The following is a 23,288-nucleotide window of genomic DNA, read 5'->3' as shown; positions in this document are numbered from 1 at the left end:
GCGGCCTACGACGACGGGGAGGCCGCCGCTCCACGCGGCAGGTCCAGCCGGTAGACGGTCGCCGCCGTCCCGGCGAAGAGCGCGCGGCGCTCCGCGTCGGAGCAGTGGCGCGTGATCACCTGGAAGGCACCGAGGATCGTCGGGAAGGGGCCGACGCGGTCGGTGGGGAGGTTGCTCCCGAACATCACGCGGTCGGCGCCGAAGAGCTCGACGGTCTCCTCCACCCAGGGGCGCCACTCCTCGGCGAGGACGTCGGGGCCCACCGGCGGGTCGGCCCGGTAGGACGCGGAGCCCGACAGGAAGGTGCCCAGGCCGCTCATCTTCACCGTCACGGCCGGGCAGCGGGCGAGCTCGGCCATGTGCCGTCGCCACGCGGGGAACTGGTCGGCCATCCGTCCGGTGTGCCGCCCGGTCCCCACCGGGTTGCCGAGGTGGTCGAGCACGATCCGGGTGTCGGGGAAGGCCCGGGCGAGGTCGACGACGTCGGCGAGCTGCGGCGCGAGGACGAACGCGTCGAACACCAGGCCCAGCGGCTCGAGGTGGGCGAACCCGGCCCGGAAGCTCGTGTCGGCGTAGAGGTGGGGCGGCAGGTCGAACAGCCCTCCGAGGACGGCCGGGTCCTCGTCCCACAGGGCGGCCTGGCGGATGCCCCGGAACCGGTCGGGCGCCGCCGCGAGGTGCGACTCCAGCACCTCCCGGACGCGGTCGCCGCCGCGCAGGTCCGCGTTCCCGACGATGGCCGCGGCGATCCGCCCGTCGCCCTGACCGGCGAGGAACTCGGTCTCCCCCACCGGGCGCAGGTGCTCCGGGCCCGAGGTCCGGTACCGCGTGTGCCCCTCCACCGCGACCGTCGCGACGACGCGCTCCTCGCCGACCAGCTCGGCGTAGTCGCCGGCGAGAAGGGTCCGCCGCCCCCAGAGGGCAGCCATGCGGTCGGCGGCATCCTCGACGAGATGGTGGTGCGCGTCGACCACCGGCAGGTCGGGTTCCGTCACCGGACGGGCACCAGCGCCCCGCCGAGGAGGTCGGCGAGGTCCGTGTACGCGTGCAGGGGCAGCACCTGCGCCACGTACTGGTCCGGGCGTACGACGACGAGGCAGCCCTGCTCGCGGTCCACCTCGCGCAGGTCGAACAGGTCCTCGCCCGGGCGGGGGCAGAACGTCTTCTCGTAGTCGACGAGCCCGAATCGTCCCTTGCGGGGCAGGAGGACCGGCGGGAGGTCGCGCACCTCGACGTCGCGGTGGCCCTGCTGCAGGACCGCCCGGACGTCGACCACCGCGTCCGGGTCGACGGTGGGCGGGGTGAACCGGGCGATCAGGTCGGGGAGGACGTCGCACAGGGCCCGGAGCCGGGAGTCGGCGGCGGCGGGGTGGGCGCGGTCGGCGAAGGCGTAGAGCCGCCAGGCGCCGTCCGCGCGGGCGGCGTGCCCGAGGTGCATCGGCTTGGCGTCGGCCAGCCGGACCACCGGCGCGGAGTGGAACCGCATGCCGACCGGGAATCCCTCGGCCAGGTGCTGGTGCGCGGGCTCGCCGGTGAGCATCGACGGCCCGTACCGCACCGCGACCCCGGCGGTGTAGCGACCCTGTTCCCGGAAGTAGTGCTGGAACTTCTCCGGCTCGGCGTCCCGGTCGCTGAACAGGGCCGCGAACTCGCGGTCGAACTCGATCAGCCGCTGCGCCACGGCCTGGCGCTCGGTGGAGTAGGTCCGCAGGATCTCCGGGCGCGACGTCCCCCGCAGGACGGTGCCGAGCTTCCAGCCGAGGTTCCAGGCGTCGGCCATCGACACGTTCATCCCCTGGCCGGCCTTGGCGCTGTGCGTGTGGCAGGCGTCGCCGGCGATGAACACCCGCGGCAGCCGGGCCGCCTCGTCGTCGGGAAGATCGTCGAAGCGGTCGCAGACGCGCTGGGCGATCTCGTAGACCGCCCACCACCCGACGTGGCGCACGTCGACGCGGTACGGGTGGAGGATCCGGTCGGCCACCTCGGCGAGCTTCTCCGGGGTGACGCTGCGGTCGCGCAGCATCGCGCCGTCACGGTCGTTGTCCAGCTCGATGTAGAGCCGCACGAGGTAGCCGCCCTCGCGCGGGATGATCAGGATGCTGCCCGCGGCGGAGCTGATCGCGGACTTCAGCCGGATGTCGGGGAAGTCGGTCACGGCGAGCACGTCGAGCACCCCCCACGACTGGTGCGTCGAGTCCCCCCGCAGGCGCGCGCCGATGGCCTCCCGGATCGCGCTGCGCGACCCGTCGCAGCCCACGACGTAGCGGGCGCGGACCGTGCGGGTCCGGCCCCCCTCGACCTCCTGCAGGGTGACCGTCACCGGGTACTCGGCCGCCGGGTCGGGATCGACGTGCACGCCGGTCGCGTGCAGCCCGTACCAGGGCTCGGCCCGGCCGGCCGAGCGCGCCATGTGCTCGCGGAGGAAGGCGAGCATGCGGGCCTGGTTGACGATCATGTGGGGCATCTCGGAGATGCCCTCCTCCACGTCGTCGACCCGCCCCGTCCGCACGATCGACGCCTCGTCCTGCGGGTCGGGCCGCCAGAAGGTGACCTCGTTGACCTGGTAGCCCTCTGCGATGACCTGGTCCGCCAGGCCGAACGCCTCGAACATCTCGACCGTCCGGCACGCCACGCCGTCGGCCTGGCCGACGGCGAGGGGACCGTTGCGCCGGTCGACGAGGGCGGTGCGGATGCCGGGGAACGCCGCGAGCTGGGCCGCGAGCACGAGCCCGGCGGGTCCGGCGCCGACGATGAGGACGTCCGTCGTGTCCGGGGGCTCCGCGCCGCGCTCGGGCGCCGCCGGGAGCGGACGGGCGATCCGGGGGTCCCCCGGCTCGTAGCCGTCGAGGTAGAACTGCATGCGGGTCGACTCCTCGTCTCGGGCCTGCCCCCGCATCCTCCGGCCAGTCCCCGCCGGACCGCGATCTTTTCTGTCCTGAGGAACGTGCGTGGAGCGGACACACTGTTCTGCCCTTCAGAATCTTCTTCCGCCCCGAGGTGCTCCCGGCGAGTCTCGTCACCGACGACGAGGTGAGGAGCCCGCATGGACGCGGTCCAGACGCCGACCCGGACGGAGCCGGATTCCGGCCACCTGGCCGTGCGCGACCGGAGCTGGAACCTCCTGATCGGCGGGGAGCTGCGGCCGGCCACCGGCGGACGCACCTACGCCCGGATCAGCCCGTTCCTCGGCGAGCCGATCGCCACCGTCCCCGACGCGGGGACCGAGGACGCCGACGCCGCGGTCGCGGCGGCCCACGCCGCCCGCCGGACGTGGCGGCTGACCCCCGCGCCGCAGCGGGCGGCCGCCGTCGTCGAGGCCGCACGGATCATCGCCGAGCACGGCGAGGAGCTGGCCCTGCTCGACACGATCGACGCCGGGTCGCCGCTCGCGAACTCCCGGACGGACGTGCAGATCACGCTCGCCCAGGCCCGGCTGTTCGCGGGGCTCGCGCTGGAGATGAAGGGCGACACCATCCCGGCCAGCGCCGGCCTGCACCTCACCGTGCGGCAGCCGGTGGGTGTGGTGGTCCGGATCGTGCCGTTCAACCACCCGCTGATGTTCGCCGGCAAGATCTTCGCGCCGCTGGTGGCGGGCAACCCCACGATCCTGAAGCCGCCGGAGGTGGCCCCGCTCTCGGCGTTGCGGCTCGGGGAGCTGCTGCGCGACGTCTTCCCGCCCGGCGTGCTCAACATCGTCGTCGGGAACGGACCGACCGTCCCGGACCGCCTGGTCCGGCACCCCGACGTCCGGCGGATCGGGTTCATCGGCTCCGAGCGCACCGGCCGGGCGATCCAGCAGGCCGCGGCCGCGTCCGGCATCAAGGATGTCAGCCTGGAGCTGGGTGGCAAGAACGCCATGGTGGTCTTCGGCGACGCCGACCTCGACGCCGCGGCCGATGCCGCGATCCGAGGGATGAACTTCACCTGGTCCGGCCAGTCCTGCGGGTCGAACTCGCGCCTGCTGGTGGAACGGTCGGTGCACGACGACCTGGTCGACCGGATCGTGGCCCGGCTGCGCGAGCACCGCCTCGGCGACCCCCTCGACCCGGCCTCCGAGCAGGGCACCATGATCGACCAGCGGCAGTACGACAAGGTCCTCGGCTACCTCGACACCGCGCGGCGCGAGGGCGCCACGGTCGTCACCGGGGGCGGCCGCCCCGAGGGTTGGCAGCAGGGCCTGTTCATCGCCCCCACCGTGCTCACCGGGGTCCGGGAGGACCACACCGTCGCCCGCGAGGAGATCTTCGGTCCGGTGCTGTCGGTCCTCTCCTTCGACGACGAGGACGACGCCGTCCGGATCGCCAACGACTCGCCCTACGGGCTGACCGCGGCCGTCTGGACCCGCGACATCGGCCGGGCCCTGCGCCTGGCCCACGAGCTCGAGGCCGGCTTCACCTGGGTCAACGACTCGGCGAAGCACTTCCCCAACGTCCCCTACGGCGGGGTCAAGGCCTCCGGCGTCGGTCGCGAGGAGAGCCTCGAGGAGCTCCTCAGCTACACCGAGCTCAAGACGATCAACATCTCCTACTGAAGGGCGCCATGAGCGACGACATCCGCGAGCTCGTCTCGCTCGCCTCCCGGGTCCTCGGTGCGGCCGACCACGACGACTTCATCTGGGGCCACGCGTCCGCCCGCGACCCCGAGGGGCGCGGCGCGTGGATCAAGCGCAGCGGCCTCGGGCTCGCCGAGGTGGGGCCGGACGACGTCCACCTCGTCTCCCCCGACGGCGAGGTCGTCGAGGGCGACGGGCCCCGGCACGTCGAGTTCCCCATCCACACCGAGATCCTGGCGGCGCGGCCCGACGTCGGGGGCGTCGTGCACTCCCACTCGCCGCACGCCGTCGCGCTCGCCGCCGCCGGCGTCGAGCTGCGCCCGGTGAGCCACGCCGCGACCTTCTTCGTACCCCCGGCCGTCCCCGTCTTCACCGAGACCACGGACCTCATCCGCACGCGGGAGCTGGGCCGCTCGGTCGCGAAGACCCTCGACGACTGCTCGGGGATGTTCCTCGTCAACCACGGCCTCGTCACGGTCGGCCCCGACCTGCAGACGGCCACGTTCGCGGCCCTGCTGCTGGAGATCGCCGCCGAGCAGATGCTGCGCACCCTTGCCTTCGGCGGCACCCCGCGGTGGACCGACGACGAGGAGGCGCTGGCCAAGCGCGAGCACATCTACCACCCCGCGGCCGTCCACTCCGCCTGGGACCACCTGGTCCGCGGGCTGTCGGCCTAGTCGCACCCCCACCGAACGAGGACGCCCATGGCCAAGCCACGCCACCACGACCCCGACCTGCTGAGCTTCTCCTACTTCTTCCCGACCGGGCAGACCGACCACATCTGGTCCGACGAGGCGGCCGCCGCCACGCCGACCCTCGACCGGGACGTCTTCCTCGAGATGGCCCGCGCCGCGGAGGAGACCGGGTTCGACTCGCTGTTCATCGCCGACACCTGGTCGGGCCACCAGCGGGAGGCCGAACGCCGCGGGCACCAGTCCCCGAAGTACCAGGCCCCGATGCTCGCCATGGGCCTCTTCGCGGTCACGCAGCACATGGGCGTGATCACGACGATGCACACGAGCCACCACCGCCCCGCCCACGTGGCCCGGGCCGGAGCGACCCTCGACGCCTTCAGCGGCGGTCGGTGGGGCTGGAACGTCGTCACCGGGTTCGGCGACGCCGAGGCGCGTCTGTTCGGCGAGAGCGCCATGGCCGGGCACGACGACCGCTACGCCGCGGCCGCCGAGTTCGTCGAGGTCGTCAAGCGGTTCTGGACCGAGGACGAGCCGATCGACCACCGGGGCCGCTTCCACACCGCGCAGGGACGCATGAAGGCGCCGCGGCCGGTCCAGGAACCGACGCCGCTGCTGGTCAGCGCCGGCGCCTCCCCGGCCGGTATGGCGTTCGCCGCGGAGCACTGCGACCAGCTGGTGGTGGCGGGCAACACCGTCGAGAAGATCCAAGCCGTCGACCGACGGCTCGAGGACCTCCTCGAGGCCCGCACTCCGGCCCGCTCCGTGAGCACCGCGCCGTTCTCGATCGTGATCGTCCGTGAGGGGGACGGGGAGGCCGAGGAGGAGTACGAGCGGCTGACCGAGACCCTCAACGTCGAGGCCACCAAGGAACTCGCCGCCGACATCCTGGGCGGCGTCGAGTCGATCCGGAACGCGTTCGCCGGGCAGGACCCGCAGGAGGCCGCCAAGGCGTGGGGCAGCGGCCGCGGCATCCTCAAGTTCCTCGGCACGGCGGAGCAGGTCACCGAGCAGCTCGTCGAGCTCAAGAAGGAGACCTCCACGCAGAACCTGCTCGTGAACTTCCCGCTGTGGAATCCCGGCGAGGTCCGGTCCTTCCGCAGCGTCCTCGACCACTGCCGGGACGCCGGGATCTGGCTCCCCCCGAGCGAACGGAGCCACTCGTGGTGACACCGACGTCGACCACCCCGATGGTCGCGACCGACGACGGCGAGCTGGCCGGGCTGACCCCGGCCGACGGCGTCCGCGCCTTCCTCGGCATCCCGTACGCGGCCCCGCCCGTCGGCGACCTGCGCTGGCGCCCGCCGCAGCCCGTCGTCCCCTGGACCGGGACGCGCGACGCGGCCGAGCACGCCCCGGCGGCCCCGCAGTTCCCGCCGCCGCCGAACTCGCTGTACTCCGGCGGCGAGCAGCGGTTCTCCGAGGACTGCCTGCACCTCAACGTCTGGACCGGTGCCGAGGGCGAGACCGGCCGCCCGGTCCTGGTCTGGCTGCACTTCGGCGCCTACCAGTTCGGGTCGGCGGGCAACCCGATCTACGACGGGACCTCGCTCGCCGCCGCGGGCATCTCGGTGGTCACCGTCAACCACCGGCTGGGCCGGCTCGGGTTCCTCGCGCACCCCGAGCTCACCGCCGAGTCCGGCTATGGCGGCTCCGGCAACTACGGCCTCATGGACCAGATCGCGGCCCTGCAGTGGGTGCGGCGCCACATCGCCGCGTTCGGCGGCGACCCCGCCAACGTGACCCTGGGCGGGGTCTCGGCCGGCGGGCACAGCGTGCACAACCTGCGGAGCTCGCCCCTGGCCGCCGGCCTGTTCGACAAGGTCATCGTGTCGAGCGGCCCCGGGATGGGTCCCGCCCTCGACGGCCCCGGCCACCCCGCGAACCCCTCCACCCTCGCCGCGGGCGAACAGGCCGGCACCGAGCTGGCGCAGGCCCTCGGCGCGCCCACCCTCGCCGAGCTGCGGGCCCTCCCGGCGGAGCAGCTCATGGCCACCCAGCTGCCGCGGGCCGCGGGTCGCTGGTCGTTCGACCTCGTCCCCGGCGCGGAGGTCGGGCTGGCCCTGTTCGACACCGGCTACCCCGTGATCGACGGCCACGTGCTGCCGCAGGACCCGCTCGCCGCCTTCGTCGCCGGTGAGGTCGCCGACGTGCCGATGCTCGCGGGCAACACCGGCAACGAGGCCTCCGGGCTGCCCTACATCGGCACCCTCGCCGCGTACCGGGCCGACGTCGAGGAGGCCTTCGGCGACCTCGCGCCCGAGGTCCTGGACCTCTACCCGGCGACGACCGACGAGGAGGCGCAGCAGTCGAGCTGGGCCCTGCTCGCCGACCAGGTGTTCGTCTGGTCGACCTGGACCGCCGCCCGGCTGCACCACCGCCGGCTCACCTCGCCGGTCCGCTACCACCGGTTCCTGCGCACGCCCCCGATCCCGGCCGGCTACGACCTCGTCGAGCGGGAGTACGCGGGCGCCTTCCACGGCGCCGACGTCCCGTACGCCTTCGGCACGCTCGACACCCGGGCCTGGGACTGGACCGACGCCGACCGCGCGCTCTCCGCGCGGGTGCAGCAGGCCTGGGTCGACTTCCTCCGGACGGGCGACCCGACCGCCTCCGGCGCGCTGGACTGGCCGACGCTCGGCGACGGCGTGCTCGCCCTCGACCTCGACCCCCGCCCGGGCGAGGAGCCCGACCCGGCCCGCATGGCGTTCTGGGACCGGTTCCACGGCGTGGCCGACGTGCTCGGCCGATGAGCAGAGGAGACGACATGGCATCGATCAACGGGGCGGAGTCGCTGGTCCGCACGCTGGTGCGGCTCGGCGTGAAGGACGCCTTCAACATCGTCGGGCTGGGGCTGTTTCCCCTGGCGGAGGCGTTCTACGCCCATCGCGACGAGGTCCGCTACGTCTCGGCGCTCAACGAGACCAACCTCGGGCTCATCGCCGCGGGCTACGCCCGGGCGAACCGCTCGGCCGCGTTCGTCAACGTCTACCACGCCTCCGGGACCGGTCTCGGGATGATGGCGCTGACCACGGCGTGGGCCGACGGCGTGCCGATGGTCTTCACCACGACCACGTCGAGCCGGGCCCTCGCCGGGCGCGACCAGTACGCCGCCGTCCCGCGTGCGGTCACCGAGATGAGCGGTCAGTACACGAAGTGGAGCGCCGAGATCCCGTCCGCGGACCGAATCCCGGAGCTGGTGGAGCGGGCCTTCCAGATCGCCAACACCCCGCCCTACGGTCCGGTGCACCTGGCCTTCCCCATGGACGTCTGGCTCGAGCAGACCGAGGAGGTCGAGCAGGGCCGGCCGACCGAGGTGCTCACGGACGTCGTCGCGGCCCCTGCCGCCGTCGAGCGGGTCGCGGAACTGCTGCGCACCAGCACGCACCCGGTGATCGTCACGGGGGCGGAGGTCGCCCGCTACGGCGCCGTCGAGGCCACGGTGGCCCTCGCCGAGCAGCTCGGGGCGACGGTGCTGCACGAGGACAAGATCGCCGACCTGGGCTTCCCCACCACGCACCCGCAGTTCGCCGGCCGCCTCGGCGCCCACCGCGGGGTGATCGACCGGGCCGACGTGGTGCTGCTCCTCGGCGTCGAGTTGACCGAGTCGGGGCTGACCCGGCCGGTCGAGTTCGGCGACGCCACCACCGTGGTGATCAGCCCCGACCCGATGCTGCTGACCCGCCAGCTCCGGCCCGACCTCGCCGTCCTCGGCGCCCCGCGCCCGACCCTGGAGGCCGTCGCATCCGCCGTCGGGACGATTCCCGACGAGGTCCGCGGTCCCCGCGCGGAGGCGGCCCGGGGGCTGCACGAGGCCCGGGACGCCCGCAACGAGCGGATCCGCGGCATCCGGTTCGACGCCGAAGAACTGGCCATCGGTCGGATCCTCACCGAGCTCGAGGCCGCGATGCCGACCGGGACCATCGTCGTGAACCACTGTGCGTCCGGGGAGCCGTTCGTCGAGGACCTCCTCCCCTACCCCGACACCGACACCTTCTTCGGCATCTCCAGCAAGGCCAGCGCCCAGGGCTGGGGCGGGCCCGCGTCGATCGGGATCCAGCTCGCCCGGCCCGACCGTCGGGTGGTGGCCCTGCTCGGCGACGGCGGGTTCATGTTCTCCTCCACGGCGATCTACGCCGCTGCCCAGCAGGACCTGCCCGTCGTGTTCGTCATCCTCAACAACGGCGGCTGGCGCGACATCGGCGCCCTCGCGACCGTCGCGAAGAGCCCGCTCGTCGACGCCGAGGACGTCATGGGCTGGACCTTCGGCGACCCGCCCATCGACCACGCGGCCTACGCCGTGAGCCTCGGGCTGGAGGGCCGCCGGGTCGCCACCCCGGGCGAGCTGCGCGCCGCTCTGGACAAGGCGTTCGCCGACCGCCGGGCCACGTTGATCGAGGTCGTGAACTCCCCCGAGGACGCCCACGAGTTCTCCCGCGTCTTCACCCAGGCCGACGACTGAGTCGCCGCTTCCCGAGAGGAAAGGTCACCATGGCACCTGACCGGCTGTCGATCGGCTACTTCTTCCCCGCGGGCCAGACGAATCACGTCTGGTCCGACGAGGCCGCCCGCCGCACCCCCCGCCTCAACAAGGAGAACCTGCTCGAGCTCGCCCGGACGGCCGAGCAGGTCGGCTTCGACTCACTGTTCATCGCCGACAACTGGTCGGGTCACCAGCGTGCGGCCGAGGTCGCGGGCCACCAGTCCCCCGCCTACCACGCCCCGCTGCTCGCGATGGGCATCTTCGCCGTGACCGAGCGGATCGGCGTGGTCTCCACCTTCCACACCACCCACCACAAGCCCGCGCACGTGGCCCGGATGGGCGCGACGCTCGACTCGTTCAGCTCCGGGCGCTGGGGCTGGAACGTGGTCACCGGGTTCTCCGACGCCGAGGCCGCCCTGTTCGGCGCGGAGTTCGTCGAGCACGACGAGCGCTACGCCATGGCCGCCGAGTTCGTCGACGTCGTCGAGCGGCTGTGGACCGAGCACGAGCCGATCGACCACGACGGGCGCTACTACCGGGCCAAGGGACGGATCAAGGCGCCGCGGCCGGCCAGTGACCCGCGCCCGCACCTCGTCAGCGCCGGCGCCTCCACCGCGGGCACCGCGTTCGCCGCGAACTACTGCGACGAGCTGGTCACCCTCGCGAAGGACGACGACGCCCTGCGCGGCGTCGGCGAGCGGCTGGCCGGGCTCACCGCCGCCAACGGACGCGACGTCTCGGTCACCCCGTTCGCGATCGCCCTCGTGCGCGAGAACGAGGGCGAGGCCGAGGAGGAGTACGCGCGCCTGCTGGAGTCGCTGAACCACGACGCGGCGTGGGAGATCGCGGGCGACATCCTCGGCTCGATCGAGTCGGCCCGGACGATGTTCGACAAGCTCGGCGAGGACAAGGCGGTCCGCGCGCTGGGCAGCGGCGAGGCGATGCTGCAGCTGGTCGGCACCCCGCAGCAGGTCGCGGAACGTCTCGTGCGGTTGACCGGGCAGGACGTCCGCAACATCCTGATCAACTTCCCGCTGTGGAGCCCGGCCGAGCTGCAGGGGTTCCGGAAGGTCCTCGACCTGCTCGACGACGCGGGGGTGCGGTCCCACCCGCAGCCCGGTGACCGCCCCTGGTGATCGCATGCGAGAGCGGGGCCACCGTCGTGGTGGCCCCGCTCTCGCATGTCCGGGCCTCAGCGGGCGGTGACCCCGCCGTCGACCATCAGCGTGGTCCCCGTGACGTAGGCGGCCCGGTCCGAGGCCAGGAAGGACACGGCCTCGACGACGTCGTCGGGAGTGGCATAGCGACCGAGCGGCACCTGCGCGAGGAGGTCCCCGGGGGCGGCGGCAGGCGCCGCGCCGGCCAGGTTCACCTCGAGCGTGCGGGCCATCCGCTCCCCGGCCGCCTCGCGGCCCGGCGCGGGCAGGAGCACCCCGTGCGCCAGGACCACCGTCGAGAGCGGGGCGAGGCCCTCGACCGCGTCGAGGCAGGCCTCCACGCTCGCCGGATCGGTGACGTCGAGCGGGCGGTGGTGCACCCCGTCCGGCACGGCGGCCGTGCCGGACCGGTCGGCCGCGACCACCACGTGGCCGTCCGCCCGGAACCGACGGCACAGAACGGCACCGAGGGACCCGGTGCCGCCCGTGACCAGGACGGAGGACGTCGTCACCGGGCCGCCGTGCGCGGCAGCGCGAGACCGGCGACGAGGGTGATCAGCGCGACGGCGACGATGTAGAACGACGGCGAGATCGCGAGCCCGGTGGTGCTCACCAGCAGGGTGGCGACGTACCCGCCGGCGCCCCCGAACACCGCGACCGAGATCGCCGATGCGATCGAGACCAGCGCTCCACGGCGCCGCGTGCCGAACAGTTCGCTGATGGTGGCGGTGCCGGCGCCCGCAATCGTGCTCGTCGGGACCGCGAAGACGACCTGGACCAGCACCAGCGTGCCGAACGAGGGCACCGCGACCAGGAGCGCGAACAGGGGCACCGGGAGCACGACGAACGCGATGGCCGAGCCGACGATGAGCGGACGGCGCCCGACCCGGTCGGACAGGTGCCCGAAGAGCGGGATGAGGGCCACCGCGACGACGCAGCCGATCGCGGTCGCCCACAGGGCCGAGGTCGCCGGGACCTTCGCGAACGTGGCGGCGAAGGTCGGCATGTAGTTGATCGTCACGAACGACGTGACGGCCCACAGCGCCACGACCCCCAGGGCCAGCACGAACGCCCGACCGACCGGGATCGAGGAATCCGTCCGCGCCTCCGCACCGGTCGCACGGGCCCGCTCCAGGTCCTCGAACTCCGGGGTCTCCCCGACGGTGCGCCGCAGCACCAGCACGACGAGCGCGAGCAGCGCCCCGAGCAGGAACGGGATCCGCCACGCCCACTCCCGCACCGCCTCCGGCCCGAGGGCCGAGGTCAGCAGCGACACCACGAGGATGCCGAGCAGCAGGCCGCCGTAGGTGCCGACCTGGTGGAAGCTGCCGTAGAGCCCGCGCCGGCCCCGGCTGGCCCACTCGGTGAGGAAGACCGCGGCGCTGCCGAACTCGCCGCCCGCGGAGAAGCCCTGCATGAGCCGGCCGAGGACGATCAGGGCGGGCGCGACGGCGCCGATGCTCGCGTAGGTGGGGCTGAGCCCGATGACGAGCGAGCCCGCGGCCATGAGGAGCATCGACAGCAGCATCACGAACCGGCGCCCGCGGCGGTCGGAGACCGGCCCGAGGACGAGCGCGCCGATCGGGCGCGCGACGAAGCCGACCGCGAACACGGCGAACGAGGCCAGCAGCGCGGCGACCGGGTCGGTGCCCGGGAAGAACGCGGCACCGATCGCGGCGGCGAGGAAGCCGTAGACGGTGAAGTCGTACCACTCCATGACGTTGCCGAGCGTGCCGAGGACGGCCGAGCGCGTGCGGCCCGCCGCGGGCCGGGAGGTGGAGGGGGGCGCCGTGCGCGTCGTCATCGCGGGTCTCCTGCATCGTCGGGGAAAGCCAGGACGAACGGTACGAGCGTTCCGCTCGACGCCCGATACAGTTCTGATGTGAAGAACAAGCCGGGCTACGGGATCGAGTCGGTGGACCATGCGCTCCGCCTCGCGCTCCTGCTGCAGCAGGAGGGGGCGCTGCGCGTGACCGACGCGGCGCAACGGCTCGACGTCGCACGGTCCACCGCGCACCGGCTGCTCGCGATGCTCGTCTACCGGGACTTCGCCGAGCAGCAGCCCGACCGCCGGTACGTGGCCGGGCCGGTCCTGCGGCGCTCGGCGCCGTCGGAGCCGGCCGCCGTCCTGCGGGGCCTCGCGCTCCCGCACCTCGAGGCGCTCACCGCCCGCACCGGGGAGACCAGCAACCTCATGGTCGTCGTCGCGGACGAGGCCCGTTTCGCGGCGACCGTGGAGTGCGGCCACACGCTGCGCGTCGGGGACCGGGAGGGGCGCGCGCTGCCCGCCCACCTCGTGTCCGGCGGGCGGGCGGCCCTGGCCGCCCGGGACCCCGAGGAGGTCCGCGCGCTCTACGACGACACCGACGTCGACGTCGAGGCCCTGCTGCGAGACCTCACGCGCGTGTGGCGGCAGGGGTTCGCGCTCAACGACCAGCGGACCGAGACGGGCGTGACCGCGATCGGCCGCCGGGTGGAGGGTCCCCCCGGCTCCCCCGCCCTGGCGATCTCCCTGGCGATGCCCACCGTGCGCTACGACCGGCACCAGCTCGCCGACTGGGTCCGCCAGCTGACCGTCACCGCGGCGCGCATCAGCGAGGACCGCAATCGCGTCGAGCAGCTCGGCTAGGTTGTGGCCGTGCACCCGGGGGCCGAGGACCAGGTCGCCCCTCGCTACCCCCTGGAGTCCGTCGACCGGACGCTGATGCTCCTGCGCCGGCTCGCCGACCGGCGCGAGGTCTCCCTCGCCGAGGTCCGCGAGCACCTCGGCGTCGGGCAGTCGACCGCCCACCGACTGCTCGCGATGTTCGTCTACCGCGGGTTCGCGGTGCAGGACCCGGTCTCGCGGCGGTACCGGCCGGGACCCGCGTTCGCCGACCTCGGCCGGGCCGCGGGCGCCGATCTCGACCTCGCGGGCGTCGTCCGCCCGGTGCTCGTCTCGCTCGCCGCGGAGACCGGGGAGACCGTGCACCTCGGAGAACTCGTCCGCACCGATGTCCGCTACGTCGACGTGATCGAGAGCGTGTCGACGCTGCGGGTGGCGAGCCGGGTCGGCCAGACCCGCGACGCCCACGCCACCAGCGTCGGCAAGGCCATGCTCGCGACCCGGGACGACGACGCCGTCCGCGCGGCCTACCCCGGCGGCGTCCTCCCGGCCCGGACGCCGCGCACCCTGACCGACCTCGACGCGCTCCTCGCGGAGCTACGGCGGGTCCGCTCCCGGGGCTACGCCCGCAACCGGGGTGAGGTGGAGCCCGGCGTCTGCTCGGTCGGGGTGGCGATCGTGCACCCCGACCGCGGTCTCCTCGGCGGCCTCAGCGTCGCGACCCCGGAGGCGCGCTGGAGCACTGCGCTCGAGCGGGAGCACGTCGCGGCGCTGCGCACGGCGGTGGCCGCGGTGCTCGAGGCGATCCCGGCGGCGACCGGGGGCTGACCTCGCCGTCATGAGCGCGCCCGCGGCTCCGATCGACGCAGGACAACGGCGGTTTGCCGGGGGCCGTCGTCGTACATCCCGACGACGTCCGCTCGGTGTCGGCATTTCTGCCCGCACCGGCTGCCCCGAAGACCTGGAGGTCACCGGTGACCGCTGCATCCGACGCCGACGTCCTGACGAGCCTGCTCCGCCACCTCGACGAGCACCTCGGGGACTCCCACGCCGAGGGCGGCGCCGACGTCCCGCCGCCGGACTGGACCGTCGACGGCGTGCAGGTCGACCCCGAGCAGCGCGCCCGCGTGGTGACCGAGGCGTCCGAGGCCGGCTACATCGAGGTCACCCACCAGGACCGCTTCCCCCTGCCGACAGCGATCACGCCGGAGGGTCGGCAGCTCGCCCGTCGCGAGGCCCGCGACTGAGGGGTCTGCCCGCACGCGACGTCGGGTCTGCCGCGGCGGCCGGGGCACGGCATGCTGCGCCCCGTGTCCGAGGTGCACCCGATGCCGGAGCTCCGTGACCGCGTCGAGGCGTGGCTGCTGCTCGGCCTCGCCGTCGTCGCGCTCGGTGCCTTCGCCCTGCGCGGGCAGCCCGTCCCGGCGACCGACGTCGTCCATCCCGCCCCGGCCGGCACCACCATCGGCCTGCTGGTCCTGGTCGGCCTCCTCGTGCTCGCGGTCGAATCCGTGCGGGCGGCCCGATTCGCTGACCCGCGTTTCCGCGCTGTACGCGCCCCGCTGGTCCTCGCGCTCGTCAGTCAGATCGCGCTGGTCCTGTTCGGGGCGCAGCCCCTCGTCGCCGGGGGCGCGGTCGTCGTCGGCGTCGTCGCCCTCGCCGCCGCAGCCGGGCGGCTGGTCCGGCTCGAACCTGCCCGGACCCTCCGCACGCGCCTCACGCTGCACGGCCCGGTGTCCCTGGCACTCGGGTGGACAGCCGCCCTGACCCCCGCCGCCGGCGAGCTGCTCGGCGCGGGCCTCGGTCTCGGTGGCGGTGAGGCGTCGGTGCTCCTCGCCTGGGCGGCCGTGTTCACGGTCGCCATCACGGGCACCTGGGCCGTCGAGTGCGTCCGTGCCCCGCTGCCCTTCGCGGTCGCGCTGGTGTGGGGCCTGGTGTGGATCCTCCCCGGCGGATCCGGATGGATCGTGACGCCCGTCCTCGTCGCGGTGCTCGCCATCGTGTGGACGCTGGTCCGCCGACTCACCCGCGGCGGCCCACCGACCTGGTCGGGCGCCTTTGCCTGATCGTGCTTCCCGACGGCGGGTAGGGTCTGCGTGTCCGCGGCACGAGGACGGCTGCAAGCCGTGCGCCGAGAACATGCCCCGGCGCTGAGCACGCACCACCACGCCGAAGCCGCGTCCATCCGACTCGGTTCCGGCATCGTTGCCTTGACGTAGCAGACTGGGACGGGTTCTTCCTCAGGCGAGCGGATCGGCGTCGTCGGGCGGCTCCTCGGTGCCCTTCTCCCGCGACCAGGTCCACAGCGCCCGGTCGAGAGTGCGGAGATCGCAATCCACACGAGCAGCGATCCCGCGGCAGAGCGCGAGGTAGTCCGGGTACGACGGATATTCGTCACCGAGCTCCTCATGCGCCCGCAGTGTCTCCAGCGCGCGGTAGTCGATGACGGTGAACCGATCGGGAGCCCACACCGTGAGCAAGGCGCTTGCCATCGGGACGTTCACCCCGGAGAGCAGATCGAGGATGCGGTAGCCGAGCCGCTCGGACGCGACGAACGCCAGCCGGGTCAGGTCTCGGATGTCCTCGTCGCTGTTCGCCTCCAGGTACGGCTTCGGTCGAGCCGACTTCCAGGTGCCTGCACGCAGGAAGTCGCTCCGCTCGTAGTGCCCTCGCCCGGCCACGCCGCGCCTGACCTCTCCGAAGAGAGCCACCTCTGCGTCGCCCAGCGGGTAGCGCTTCGCCCACCTGTCGACGAAGTCGCGATCGATCTGTCCGACCTGCTCGTCCCCGTTGTCCCCCACGACCCGACCCTCGCAGGCCGTATCGGACGCGACGAGGGCGCTCACTCCATTGGGGTCGAAGACCTGAGGAAGGCGGCACCGCTCCGCGACCCGGTCCAGACGGCCACGACGGTGCGATCGTCGTCGAAGCTCTTCCGCGCGAAATCGACCTGGGCCGCGAACGTCAGTCCCGAGGGCGGGTGCTCCCAGGCGCCGAACAGGAACTGCCCGACCTTGCCGTGTCCGTCGCCCAGAGGATCACCGACGCTTTTCGGTCATGAGGGTCAGGACCTCGCCGTCCGCGAGCATCGTGGCGGCCATCTCGAACCCTGTCACGTGCGGCAGCGCCCACGTCGCGGAGGAGGCGATGTGCTCCCCTTCGTTCAGGCTGGGGAGACCGCGGCGAGGACGTACCGCAGTCCGTCCGGGCCCTGCCCAAATTGCGTCCGCACGACGAAGTCGTCGCTCAGGTACTCGGGGTGGTTCCTATTGACGAGTAGCAGGATCATGAACCGTGGGTCTTCCGGCCAGTCGCCCCCCGGCGTGCCGGTGATTGTCGCGTGGTCGGTGAAGGCTCGTGGCGCCATGACCTCAAGCAGCATGTGGATGTAGTCGGCGCTCATGTGCTCGGAGCCCTCCCGCATCACGTGGACGTGCACCACCTTTTTGGGCACTCCAGGCCATCGAACAACGACGAGCAGGTAGTCGGCGTCGTCCGCCGCCCCGGCCTCTATGAATAGCGGGGTTGCCCGGCTCCACGAACCACGCTCGAGCACACGCTCTCGTTCGAGGCCCTCGAGGACGGACACCGCATAGAGGTTGCGAGAGAAAGTCCTGTCCATGATGTGGGGCGCACTCGGACGGATCGAGACCATCGATGTGTCCGAACGCAGAATGGGAACAAACTTCGTCACGACGGTCATCGCCTCGTCGACGGTAGGCGTGATCGGCCCGGCCCGGATGACAACGACGTTCTCTATCGTCATCGGATCGACGGGTTCCACGTCGTCCCGACCGGTAGGTAGTACCGGCGCGGTCACGGTTCCTTTGCAGCCTGGCTCCGGGCAGGGGCGGCTCAGTCCCTCGTTCGCGGTCCATGGGCGACAGTTCTTACAGATCGTATGACGGCAGACCTGGCACTGAAGGCCGATCGGGTTGACGATGCTCCACTGCTCGGTGCGGTGCAGCGTGTGGGTAGAGAACCACGAGCCTGTGCAGACGCTGCACACCGTGGTGATCGGGGCGAACAGCGCGCTGTTCTCCTGGATCGGCATCGGCGGCTCGGGAGACTCGACGCGTTCCGTTCGGCTACCGCTCATCGTCACGGCCGCGAGCGCCAGTGCGTCGACGCTTGCTGCGTCACGGCGTAAGTGTGCGAGAAGTACGTCCAGCGCGGTCCGGTACCGCCCGGCCGTGACGAGATCCTGGATTCGGTCGATAAGGCCTGGCACGCGCTCCCAGTCGTCCGGTAGCTCGAATCGACGGGGCGGGATCACGGCCAACCCTCCAGCACGCCGATCTCGTCGCCACGTCCCGCGCCGATGAGGGCGTCACGCGCGGCATCCAGCACTGATGTCGCGAGCCGGTCCGGCAAGGACCTCGTCAGCAGGCGGTTCACCCGGCGGACGGCCTCGGCCGAGCTGCCCATTCTCGTCAAGACGCGGGTGAGCGCGAGCTCCCGGAACTGGCGGTCGAGCTCGGGGAGGCGCTCGGTCTGTGCACGCTGCCGGGGCACCCCCAGCGAGTAGGCGATCTGGCCCGAGAGCTCGCGGAACGTTGCCTGCCGCTTCGACATGTCGGCCTGAAGACAGCCCTGCACGAGGGTGGCCAGCTCGTCGCTCGGAAGTTGCACTGGCACCCCGCTGGGTTTGCCCCCATAGAACATCTCCTCGGTGCGCCGCTCGGCGCCGGGCGAGTCGTAGTAGTCAACCAGTTGGGTGCGCTGCTCACCCGAAGTGGGCGCGAGGTCGAAGGGGTAAGGGAGCCGTCCAGTCGCGCACTGGTAGATGATGACCCCGACGGAGAAGATGTCGGCGCGGGAGTCACAGTGCTCACCACGAAGGACCTCGGGCGCTGCATAGGCCCACGTCCCGCCGCCGGCGGCGGCGAACCGCCCGTCGGGCGTGCGAGCCGGGCGAGATAGTCCAAAGTCGGCGATCTTGATGTCGCCCCGGTCGTCGACGAGCACGTTCGACGGCTTAAGATCAAGATGAGCGAATTCACCGTTCGTCGAGAGGTACTCCATCCCGTCGCAGATCTGTTGGATCATCGGCAAGAAGTGTCCGATTCGTCCGATCGATGTCGCCAGAGTGTCCGGCACGTATTCCATGACGATCGCGCGCCGGCCGGTCACCTCTATCACGTCCAAGGCGGTTACCACCCGCGGGTGCGGGGCAAGCCTAAGCACCTGCGCGATCTCGACATCGCCGGCAACGACCCCTACCTGCGGGACCTTGACCGCTCGACGATCGTTTCCGCGACCGACCACCAGAACCCATGCCTGACCACCGCGCCTCACCTCGCGGACAACCTGACCATCGGGCAGTCGCTCGCCGACCGCTAAAGGCGCGTCGAGCAGCCGACCGATGACCCCTTCCGCGGGCTCAGACGTTGACCCAACGTCCTCCATCGCCCTCGCCCTCCTCGCCCGCCGTCGAAGTCGGAAGCACCTCCGGATCATAGAGATCCGGAGCCGTGTACTCAATCAGGATCGTGCCGCTCGCGAAACGGATGCGGTCCCGACTGACCACCGTGACAGATTCGTTCCGCTCGACCATCACCTGACGTGTGGCACCACTCAGGACGGCAGGTCGAGTACCGGAATGGTGGTACCGGACGCTGGTGCCGATCAAGGACAATGCGCCGTGGAAGCGACTGTCTGCACGATTGTTAAGCTGGATGCGATTCGTCGGATGCCGACCGAAAGAGACGCTGAAGTCGTCTGTCTCCAGGACCGGTTCCTGGCTGTCCCCGCGGTCCCACGAGAGGCGCAACGTTCCGCCTCGGTGCGCCCCGGCCGAGTCCCGGTAGCGAAGCAACTCCGGTGCCAGCCCGAGGATGTCGACGCTCGGAGCTAGTAGCACCGTGTCGCGATTCCACAGCCCGGCGTTGAGCCGGGACGAGACGAGACCGATGGCGCACCCGGTCCCGGTCAGCAGGACCGGTGCGCCGCTCATACCGGGCTGAGCGTGCCGGCAGCTCACCTTGACCCAAACGTGGCCGCCGTCACTAACCTCCCCCACCAGGACCCCGACCCCCGAGTCGAAATCGAGGGAGCCCGCAAAGCCGCGGAGATGGACAGGATCACCGGGGCGGGCGTGCGAATGCGAAGCGAGCGGCACCGGCTCCCACTCCTCCCCCGCCGGCAGCCCGACCAGGGCCACGTCCGAGGCCCGGTCCATCGGCCCGACGATCTTCGCTGGAAACGACCGCCCGGAGGCTGTGAGCGGTTCGAAGGTCCACGTCGACCCCACACCACCCTTGAGCACGTGCGCGGCCGTCGCGCCGAACCCGTCGGCGACGACAAAGGCGGTCCCGACCGGCTCGCCGTCACGCACCAGCCGGCCAACCGCGTCCACGACTCCCCCTCAGTCTGGGAACAACCGATGGGCCATCTCCAGCACAGCCAGGGGGTGGTCGCGCCCGCGGTAGCCGAGCGGCTCTCTGGCCTCCCCGCCGTCGCCGAAGGATGCCTTGACCGCGGCAGCCAGCTTTTGTCCGTTGCTCGCGTCGCTCGCGAGGCCCTCGGCCCGCGCCTCGGCCTCGTCGGCCCGAGCCCGCTGCTCCGTGACACGTTCACGCTGCACTGTCGTTCCGAACAGCGCACCCGCAGCGGCAAAGGCGACTGCCTCCACCGAACCCAGGACCACCAGCAGCCGTGTCCAGGTGACCTCATCGGCCCCCGCGTCGACGATCAGCCAGATCAGCAGTGCGAGCCAACCAGTGATCACCGCGACAGCCACGGCCAACGCCGCTCCACCGAGCGGGCCTCGCGACGTCCCGTCGGCGTTCCCGCTCCGCCCCATCGAACCCCCATGATCCCCACCGGCCTCGAGAATGTACGACACGTCGCACTCGACGGCTTCGCCGTGGGCTCGCCGGAGGTTCACTTAGATGGGCCGACCGGGTCCCGCACCCTTTGCGCCTCATCGCCATACCGATCCGGATACAACGTGGGGTGCCAGACGCAAGTCGTCTCGGTCTTCGAATGGTTCATCCGCTCCTGTTCCCGGTCCGTCGACGGCTCCGAAGGGTCGGCGGACCCTGTCGCTCTATGCTCGCTCCCGGCGCGGGGGCGTGGATCGGCATGGGGCGTGGATGACGGGGGATCTGTTCGGGCCGTACCGGGTGGGCGCCCGGCTCGGCAAGGGCGGGATGGGCGAGGTCCACGAGGCCGTCGACACCGTCAAGGAACGCACCGTCGCACTGAAGCGACTGCACGGCGAGGACCAGGACGATCCCGACGTCCGCGAGCGCTTCCGCCGCGAGTCGCGCATCGCCGCCCGCCTGGACTCCCCGCACGTCGTCCCGATCCACGACTTCGGCGTCATCGACGGCCGGATGTTCATCGACATGCGCCTGGTCCGCGGCCGCGACCTCGGCGCCCTGATCCATGCCGAGGGCGCTCTCCGACCGGACCGCGCCGTCCACATCGTCGAGCAGGTCGCCGACGCCCTCGACGCCGCGCACCAGGCCGGCATCGTCCACCGCGACGTGAAGCCGTCGAACGTCCTGCTGGCCAACCGCGACTTCGTCTACCTCGCCGACTTCGGCATCGTCCACGTCCGCGAGGCCACCGAGCAGCCCCGCCTGACCGCCACCGGCTCCACCCTCGGCACCCCCGCCTACATGGCCCCCGAGCAGCTGCGCGCCGATCCGTTCGACCAGCGTCTCGACGTCTACGCCCTCGGCTGCGTGCTCTTCGAGGCCCTCACCGGCCGCCCGCCCTTCGTCGGTGAGCGCATGGCCGTGATGCTCAGCCACCTCAACGACGCCCCGCCGCGCCCGTCCTCCCTCGCCCCGATCCCGTCCGGCCTCGACGACGTCGTCCTCTCCGCCCTCGCCAAGTCCCCCTCCGGCCGCTTCCCGACGACGGGTGCGCTCGCCGACGCCGCGGCGGAGGTCGTGCGGCGGGACGCGAAGGCCGCGGAGTCGCTCACCGAGGCGCGCACCTTCGAGACCGCGCCCTCGATGCCCGCACCACCACGTCCTCGGCAGGTCCCCCTCCGCACCCCGCCCCGCCCCGTGGCTCCTCCGCGGTCCGCGCCCCTTCCCGACGCCGGGCCCCGCGACCCGGATGCCGACGCGACCGGCCCCATCCCGAAGCAACCGGTACCGGCGCCCGTGCAGCAACCCGCTGATACCGCTCCCGCGCGCGTCGGCCTGATCGCACTGATCCTCGCCGTCCTCGTCCCCCCGGTGGGCGCGGTGCTCGGATTCCTCGCCCGCCGCCGGGGGCAGGCGAAGCAAGGGACGGCGGCGCTGGCGATCGGCGCAGTCCTGACCGTCGTCGCCGTGATCGCCACGATCCTGTTCCTCCGTACACCCGCCGTTCCCGCCTCGACGGTCGAGGCGCAGATCGTGGCGCAGTCCGGCCTGGCAGCGAGTCAGGTGTCGTGTCCCGACTCCCTGCCCGCACAGATCGGCGCGTCGGTGACCTGCACCGTCTCCAACGGCGGTCGGACGCAGCAGCTCCGGGCGTCGGTGACCGGCGTCAACGACCGCCAGGTCACCTTCGACATCATCGCGGAGTAGTCGCTTGGTCACTCGTTCGTGAAAGTTGACTGGTCTCAAGAAGAGCACGACAACAACACGTAACTGTTTCACTGCGCGACCCGATCACCAGTCACGCGGCCGGGGGTGAGGCCGTGGTGAAGGGGGACGTGCATGACGAGGACCAGCGACGGAGCGCCCGAGCCCGTTACCGAGCACCTGCGGGGCGCCGACCTGCGTGCCCGCGCGCCGCAGTCGGCCATCCCGACCCAGGGCGGTCCTCCCCTCCCACCCCGCTCCGGCCCGTTTCCGGTGGGCCCGCGCGTCCTCGGCCCGCCCAGCGGTCCCGCAATGCGGTCCCCGCTCATCACCCCGCAGGGCCGTCCCACGCCGCAGCACCCCTCCGGCGAGCAGACACCCCTTCCTGACGACGAGTCGGTGCCGGTCAAGGTGCGCCTCGCGGCCTGGTGGCGCCAGGCCCGCGAGGTCGCCGCCACCCCGGCCGGCCGCTGGTCCTTGATTGGCGCAATCGCCGTCGTACAGGTCTTCCTGCTCTTCAGCGCGACGATGTGGTGGATGGGCGGCAGCTCGAAAGCCATCGCCTCCGCGTCGGTCGCCCCGATGACCTGGACCGGCATCGTCTACGACGTCGGCGCCGCCGGCGTGAATCTCCGCTCCGCGACGACGGTCGCCCCGGAGAGCGCCAAGGACACCGCCGCCCGCGGTTCCCGGCTCGCCGTCTCGTGCGGCCAGACCGGTGACGTCGTGCAGAAGGGCACGGTCCACACCGCGACCTGGCTCAAGACGACCGACGGCCTCTTCGTCTCCATGCTCTACGTCCGGGTCCCGGACCGGCAGTCCATCCCGAGCTGCGCCGACTCCACCGTCGACGCCCCACTCCTGGCCCTCGCCGATCCGGCGAATCCCGACCTTCCTCCTCCGCCCGGCACGGCGCCCACCACGGGCGAGGGTGTAGGAACGCGCGCAGCAGCTGCTGCCGGTGCGGGTCGCGCGAAGGCTGCCGTGCCGGCGGGCGCCGCTCCTTCGGTGCCGCCCCTTGCCGCCGCTCCTGCTCCCGGCGCGCCGGCCATGGCACCTGCTCAAGCCCCCGCTCCGGCTCCTGGGCCCGCCGCCGATCCAGCTCCGCGGCCAGCTCAGGACCCCGAGCCCCAGTTCGAGAATCTGCCACCGCGGACGGGCACCGCTCCTTCCGCGAGCACAGCGCCTGACCCGGACGTCACTCCTCAGGGCTGACCTGCGAATCACCTCGCCGCAACCGGGTCAAATCGACTCGGTTCCACGACAGG

General features: G+C 72.3%; 21 protein-coding genes and 2 pseudogenes. 13 read left to right on the top strand and 10 right to left on the bottom strand.

All coding sequences use genetic code 11. From position 1 onward, the window contains the following. Positions 1-5: 5 nt before the first annotated feature. Positions 6-995, bottom strand: a complete 990-nt coding sequence (locus tag BJ983_RS03410) for an amidohydrolase family protein (protein ID WP_343053679.1) — start codon at positions 993-995, stop codon at positions 6-8. After that, on the bottom strand, positions 992-2,860 hold the full coding sequence (locus tag BJ983_RS03405; protein ID WP_179792519.1) for an FAD-dependent monooxygenase: 1,869 nt from the start codon (positions 2,858-2,860) through the stop codon (positions 992-994). The genes BJ983_RS03410 and BJ983_RS03405 overlap by 4 nt, the downstream gene beginning before the upstream one ends. Before the next feature lie 183 nt (positions 2,861-3,043). Between BJ983_RS03405 and BJ983_RS03400 the strand changes: the two genes are divergently transcribed. Genes BJ983_RS03400 through BJ983_RS03375 form a run of 6 tightly spaced genes read left to right on the top strand, consistent with a single transcriptional unit; the run spans position 3,044 to position 10,863 of the window. After that, complete coding sequence (locus tag BJ983_RS03400; RefSeq protein WP_179792518.1) at positions 3,044-4,531, top strand: aldehyde dehydrogenase family protein; 1,488 nt, start codon at positions 3,044-3,046, stop codon at positions 4,529-4,531. An 8-nt stretch (positions 4,532-4,539) separates the two neighbouring features. Beyond that, positions 4,540-5,229, top strand: coding sequence for a class II aldolase/adducin family protein (locus BJ983_RS03395; protein ID WP_179792517.1), 690 nt, complete (start codon positions 4,540-4,542; stop codon positions 5,227-5,229). 27 nt (positions 5,230-5,256) lie between these two features. Beyond that, complete coding sequence (locus BJ983_RS03390; RefSeq protein WP_179792516.1) at positions 5,257-6,414, top strand: LLM class flavin-dependent oxidoreductase; 1,158 nt, start codon at positions 5,257-5,259, stop codon at positions 6,412-6,414. Beyond that, on the top strand, positions 6,408-7,997 hold the full coding sequence (locus tag BJ983_RS03385) for a carboxylesterase family protein (RefSeq protein ID WP_218890079.1): 1,590 nt from the start codon (positions 6,408-6,410) through the stop codon (positions 7,995-7,997). The genes BJ983_RS03390 and BJ983_RS03385 overlap by 7 nt, the downstream gene beginning before the upstream one ends. Before the next feature lie 14 nt (positions 7,998-8,011). Then, positions 8,012-9,706 (top strand): thiamine pyrophosphate-binding protein, encoded by a 1,695-nt coding sequence (locus tag BJ983_RS03380; RefSeq protein ID WP_179792515.1) that lies wholly within the window; start codon positions 8,012-8,014, stop codon positions 9,704-9,706. Positions 9,707-9,735: 29 nt separating this feature from the next. Further along, positions 9,736-10,863 carry an LLM class flavin-dependent oxidoreductase gene (locus tag BJ983_RS03375; RefSeq protein WP_179792514.1) on the top strand — a complete coding sequence of 376 codons (1,128 nt, stop codon included), beginning with the start codon at positions 9,736-9,738 and terminating at the stop codon, positions 10,861-10,863. 56 nt (positions 10,864-10,919) lie between these two features. On the opposite strand, the pseudogene BJ983_RS30405 reads toward BJ983_RS03375, so the two are convergent. From BJ983_RS30405 to BJ983_RS03365, 3 genes and pseudogenes are all read right to left on the bottom strand, one after another. After that, a pseudogene (locus tag BJ983_RS30405) lies at positions 10,920-11,054 on the bottom strand (SDR family oxidoreductase); the annotation flags it as partial. Between the two features lie 39 nt (positions 11,055-11,093). Continuing rightward, a pseudogene (locus tag BJ983_RS30400) lies at positions 11,094-11,396 on the bottom strand (SDR family NAD(P)-dependent oxidoreductase); the annotation flags it as partial. Further along, positions 11,393-12,688 (bottom strand): MFS transporter, encoded by a 1,296-nt coding sequence (locus BJ983_RS03365; protein ID WP_179792512.1) that lies wholly within the window; start codon positions 12,686-12,688, stop codon positions 11,393-11,395. The pseudogene BJ983_RS30400 and the gene BJ983_RS03365, both read right to left, overlap by 4 nt. Positions 12,689-12,766: 78 nt before the next feature. On the opposite strand from BJ983_RS03365, the gene BJ983_RS03360 reads away from it, so the two are divergent. The 4 genes from BJ983_RS03360 to BJ983_RS03345 all read left to right on the top strand — a co-directional run bounded on the left by BJ983_RS03360 (position 12,767) and on the right by BJ983_RS03345 (position 15,555). Then, positions 12,767-13,513, top strand: a complete 747-nt coding sequence (locus tag BJ983_RS03360; RefSeq protein ID WP_179792511.1) for an IclR family transcriptional regulator domain-containing protein — start codon at positions 12,767-12,769, stop codon at positions 13,511-13,513. A 9-nt stretch (positions 13,514-13,522) separates the two neighbouring features. Then, positions 13,523-14,317, top strand: a complete 795-nt coding sequence (locus tag BJ983_RS03355; RefSeq protein ID WP_179792510.1) for an IclR family transcriptional regulator domain-containing protein — start codon at positions 13,523-13,525, stop codon at positions 14,315-14,317. Between the two features lie 146 nt (positions 14,318-14,463). Next, positions 14,464-14,736: a hypothetical protein gene (locus BJ983_RS03350; RefSeq protein ID WP_179792509.1), complete on the top strand. Its 273-nt coding sequence runs from the start codon at positions 14,464-14,466 to the stop codon at positions 14,734-14,736. 81 nt (positions 14,737-14,817) lie between these two features. Then, complete coding sequence (locus BJ983_RS03345) at positions 14,818-15,555, top strand: hypothetical protein (protein WP_179792508.1); 738 nt, start codon at positions 14,818-14,820, stop codon at positions 15,553-15,555. A gap of 174 nt (positions 15,556-15,729) precedes the next feature. Here the strand turns inward: BJ983_RS03345 and BJ983_RS03340 are convergent, their stop codons facing one another. The 3 genes from BJ983_RS03340 to BJ983_RS03330 all read right to left on the bottom strand — a co-directional run bounded on the left by BJ983_RS03340 (position 15,730) and on the right by BJ983_RS03330 (position 18,631). After that, entirely contained in the window at positions 15,730-16,335 is a 606-nt protein-coding gene (locus BJ983_RS03340) for a hypothetical protein (RefSeq protein WP_179792507.1), read from the bottom strand. 317 nt (positions 16,336-16,652) lie between these two features. Further along, the gene (locus BJ983_RS03335; RefSeq protein ID WP_179792506.1) at positions 16,653-17,765 is read right to left on the bottom strand and encodes a hypothetical protein; all 1,113 of its coding nucleotides are present in this window, start codon (positions 17,763-17,765) and stop codon (positions 16,653-16,655) included. Then, positions 17,762-18,631: a protein kinase domain-containing protein gene (locus BJ983_RS03330; RefSeq protein WP_343054436.1), complete on the bottom strand. Its 870-nt coding sequence runs from the start codon at positions 18,629-18,631 to the stop codon at positions 17,762-17,764. The genes BJ983_RS03335 and BJ983_RS03330 overlap by 4 nt, the downstream gene beginning before the upstream one ends. A gap of 24 nt (positions 18,632-18,655) precedes the next feature. Here BJ983_RS03330 and BJ983_RS32040 point away from each other — a divergent pair, with 24 nt between their 5' ends. After that, a complete protein-coding gene (locus BJ983_RS32040) occupies positions 18,656-18,832 on the top strand; it encodes a hypothetical protein (RefSeq protein ID WP_343054460.1) in 177 nt (58 codons plus the stop codon). 40 nt (positions 18,833-18,872) lie between these two features. Here the strand turns inward: BJ983_RS32040 and BJ983_RS03325 are convergent, their stop codons facing one another. Together BJ983_RS03325 and BJ983_RS03320 are read right to left on the bottom strand one after the other, a co-directional pair. Further along, entirely contained in the window at positions 18,873-19,847 is a 975-nt protein-coding gene (locus tag BJ983_RS03325) for a trypsin-like peptidase domain-containing protein (RefSeq protein ID WP_179792504.1), read from the bottom strand. Between the two features lie 9 nt (positions 19,848-19,856). After that, a complete protein-coding gene (locus BJ983_RS03320) occupies positions 19,857-20,231 on the bottom strand; it encodes a hypothetical protein (protein ID WP_218890077.1) in 375 nt (124 codons plus the stop codon). Positions 20,232-20,586: 355 nt separating this feature from the next. Between BJ983_RS03320 and BJ983_RS03315 the strand changes: the two genes are divergently transcribed. Further along, positions 20,587-22,023 carry a protein kinase domain-containing protein gene (locus BJ983_RS03315; RefSeq protein WP_179792503.1) on the top strand — a complete coding sequence of 479 codons (1,437 nt, stop codon included), beginning with the start codon at positions 20,587-20,589 and terminating at the stop codon, positions 22,021-22,023. Between the two features lie 309 nt (positions 22,024-22,332). After that, complete coding sequence (locus BJ983_RS03310) at positions 22,333-23,235, top strand: hypothetical protein (RefSeq protein WP_179792502.1); 903 nt, start codon at positions 22,333-22,335, stop codon at positions 23,233-23,235. Positions 23,236-23,288 lie beyond the last annotated feature (53 nt).

The sequence above is a fragment of the Actinomycetospora corticicola genome (assembly GCF_013409505.1).
GTDB classification, from domain to species: domain Bacteria; phylum Actinomycetota; class Actinomycetes; order Mycobacteriales; family Pseudonocardiaceae; genus Actinomycetospora; species Actinomycetospora corticicola.
The sequence above is the reverse complement of the archived record's forward strand: the minus strand, read 5'-3'. Positions and strand labels throughout refer to the sequence as shown.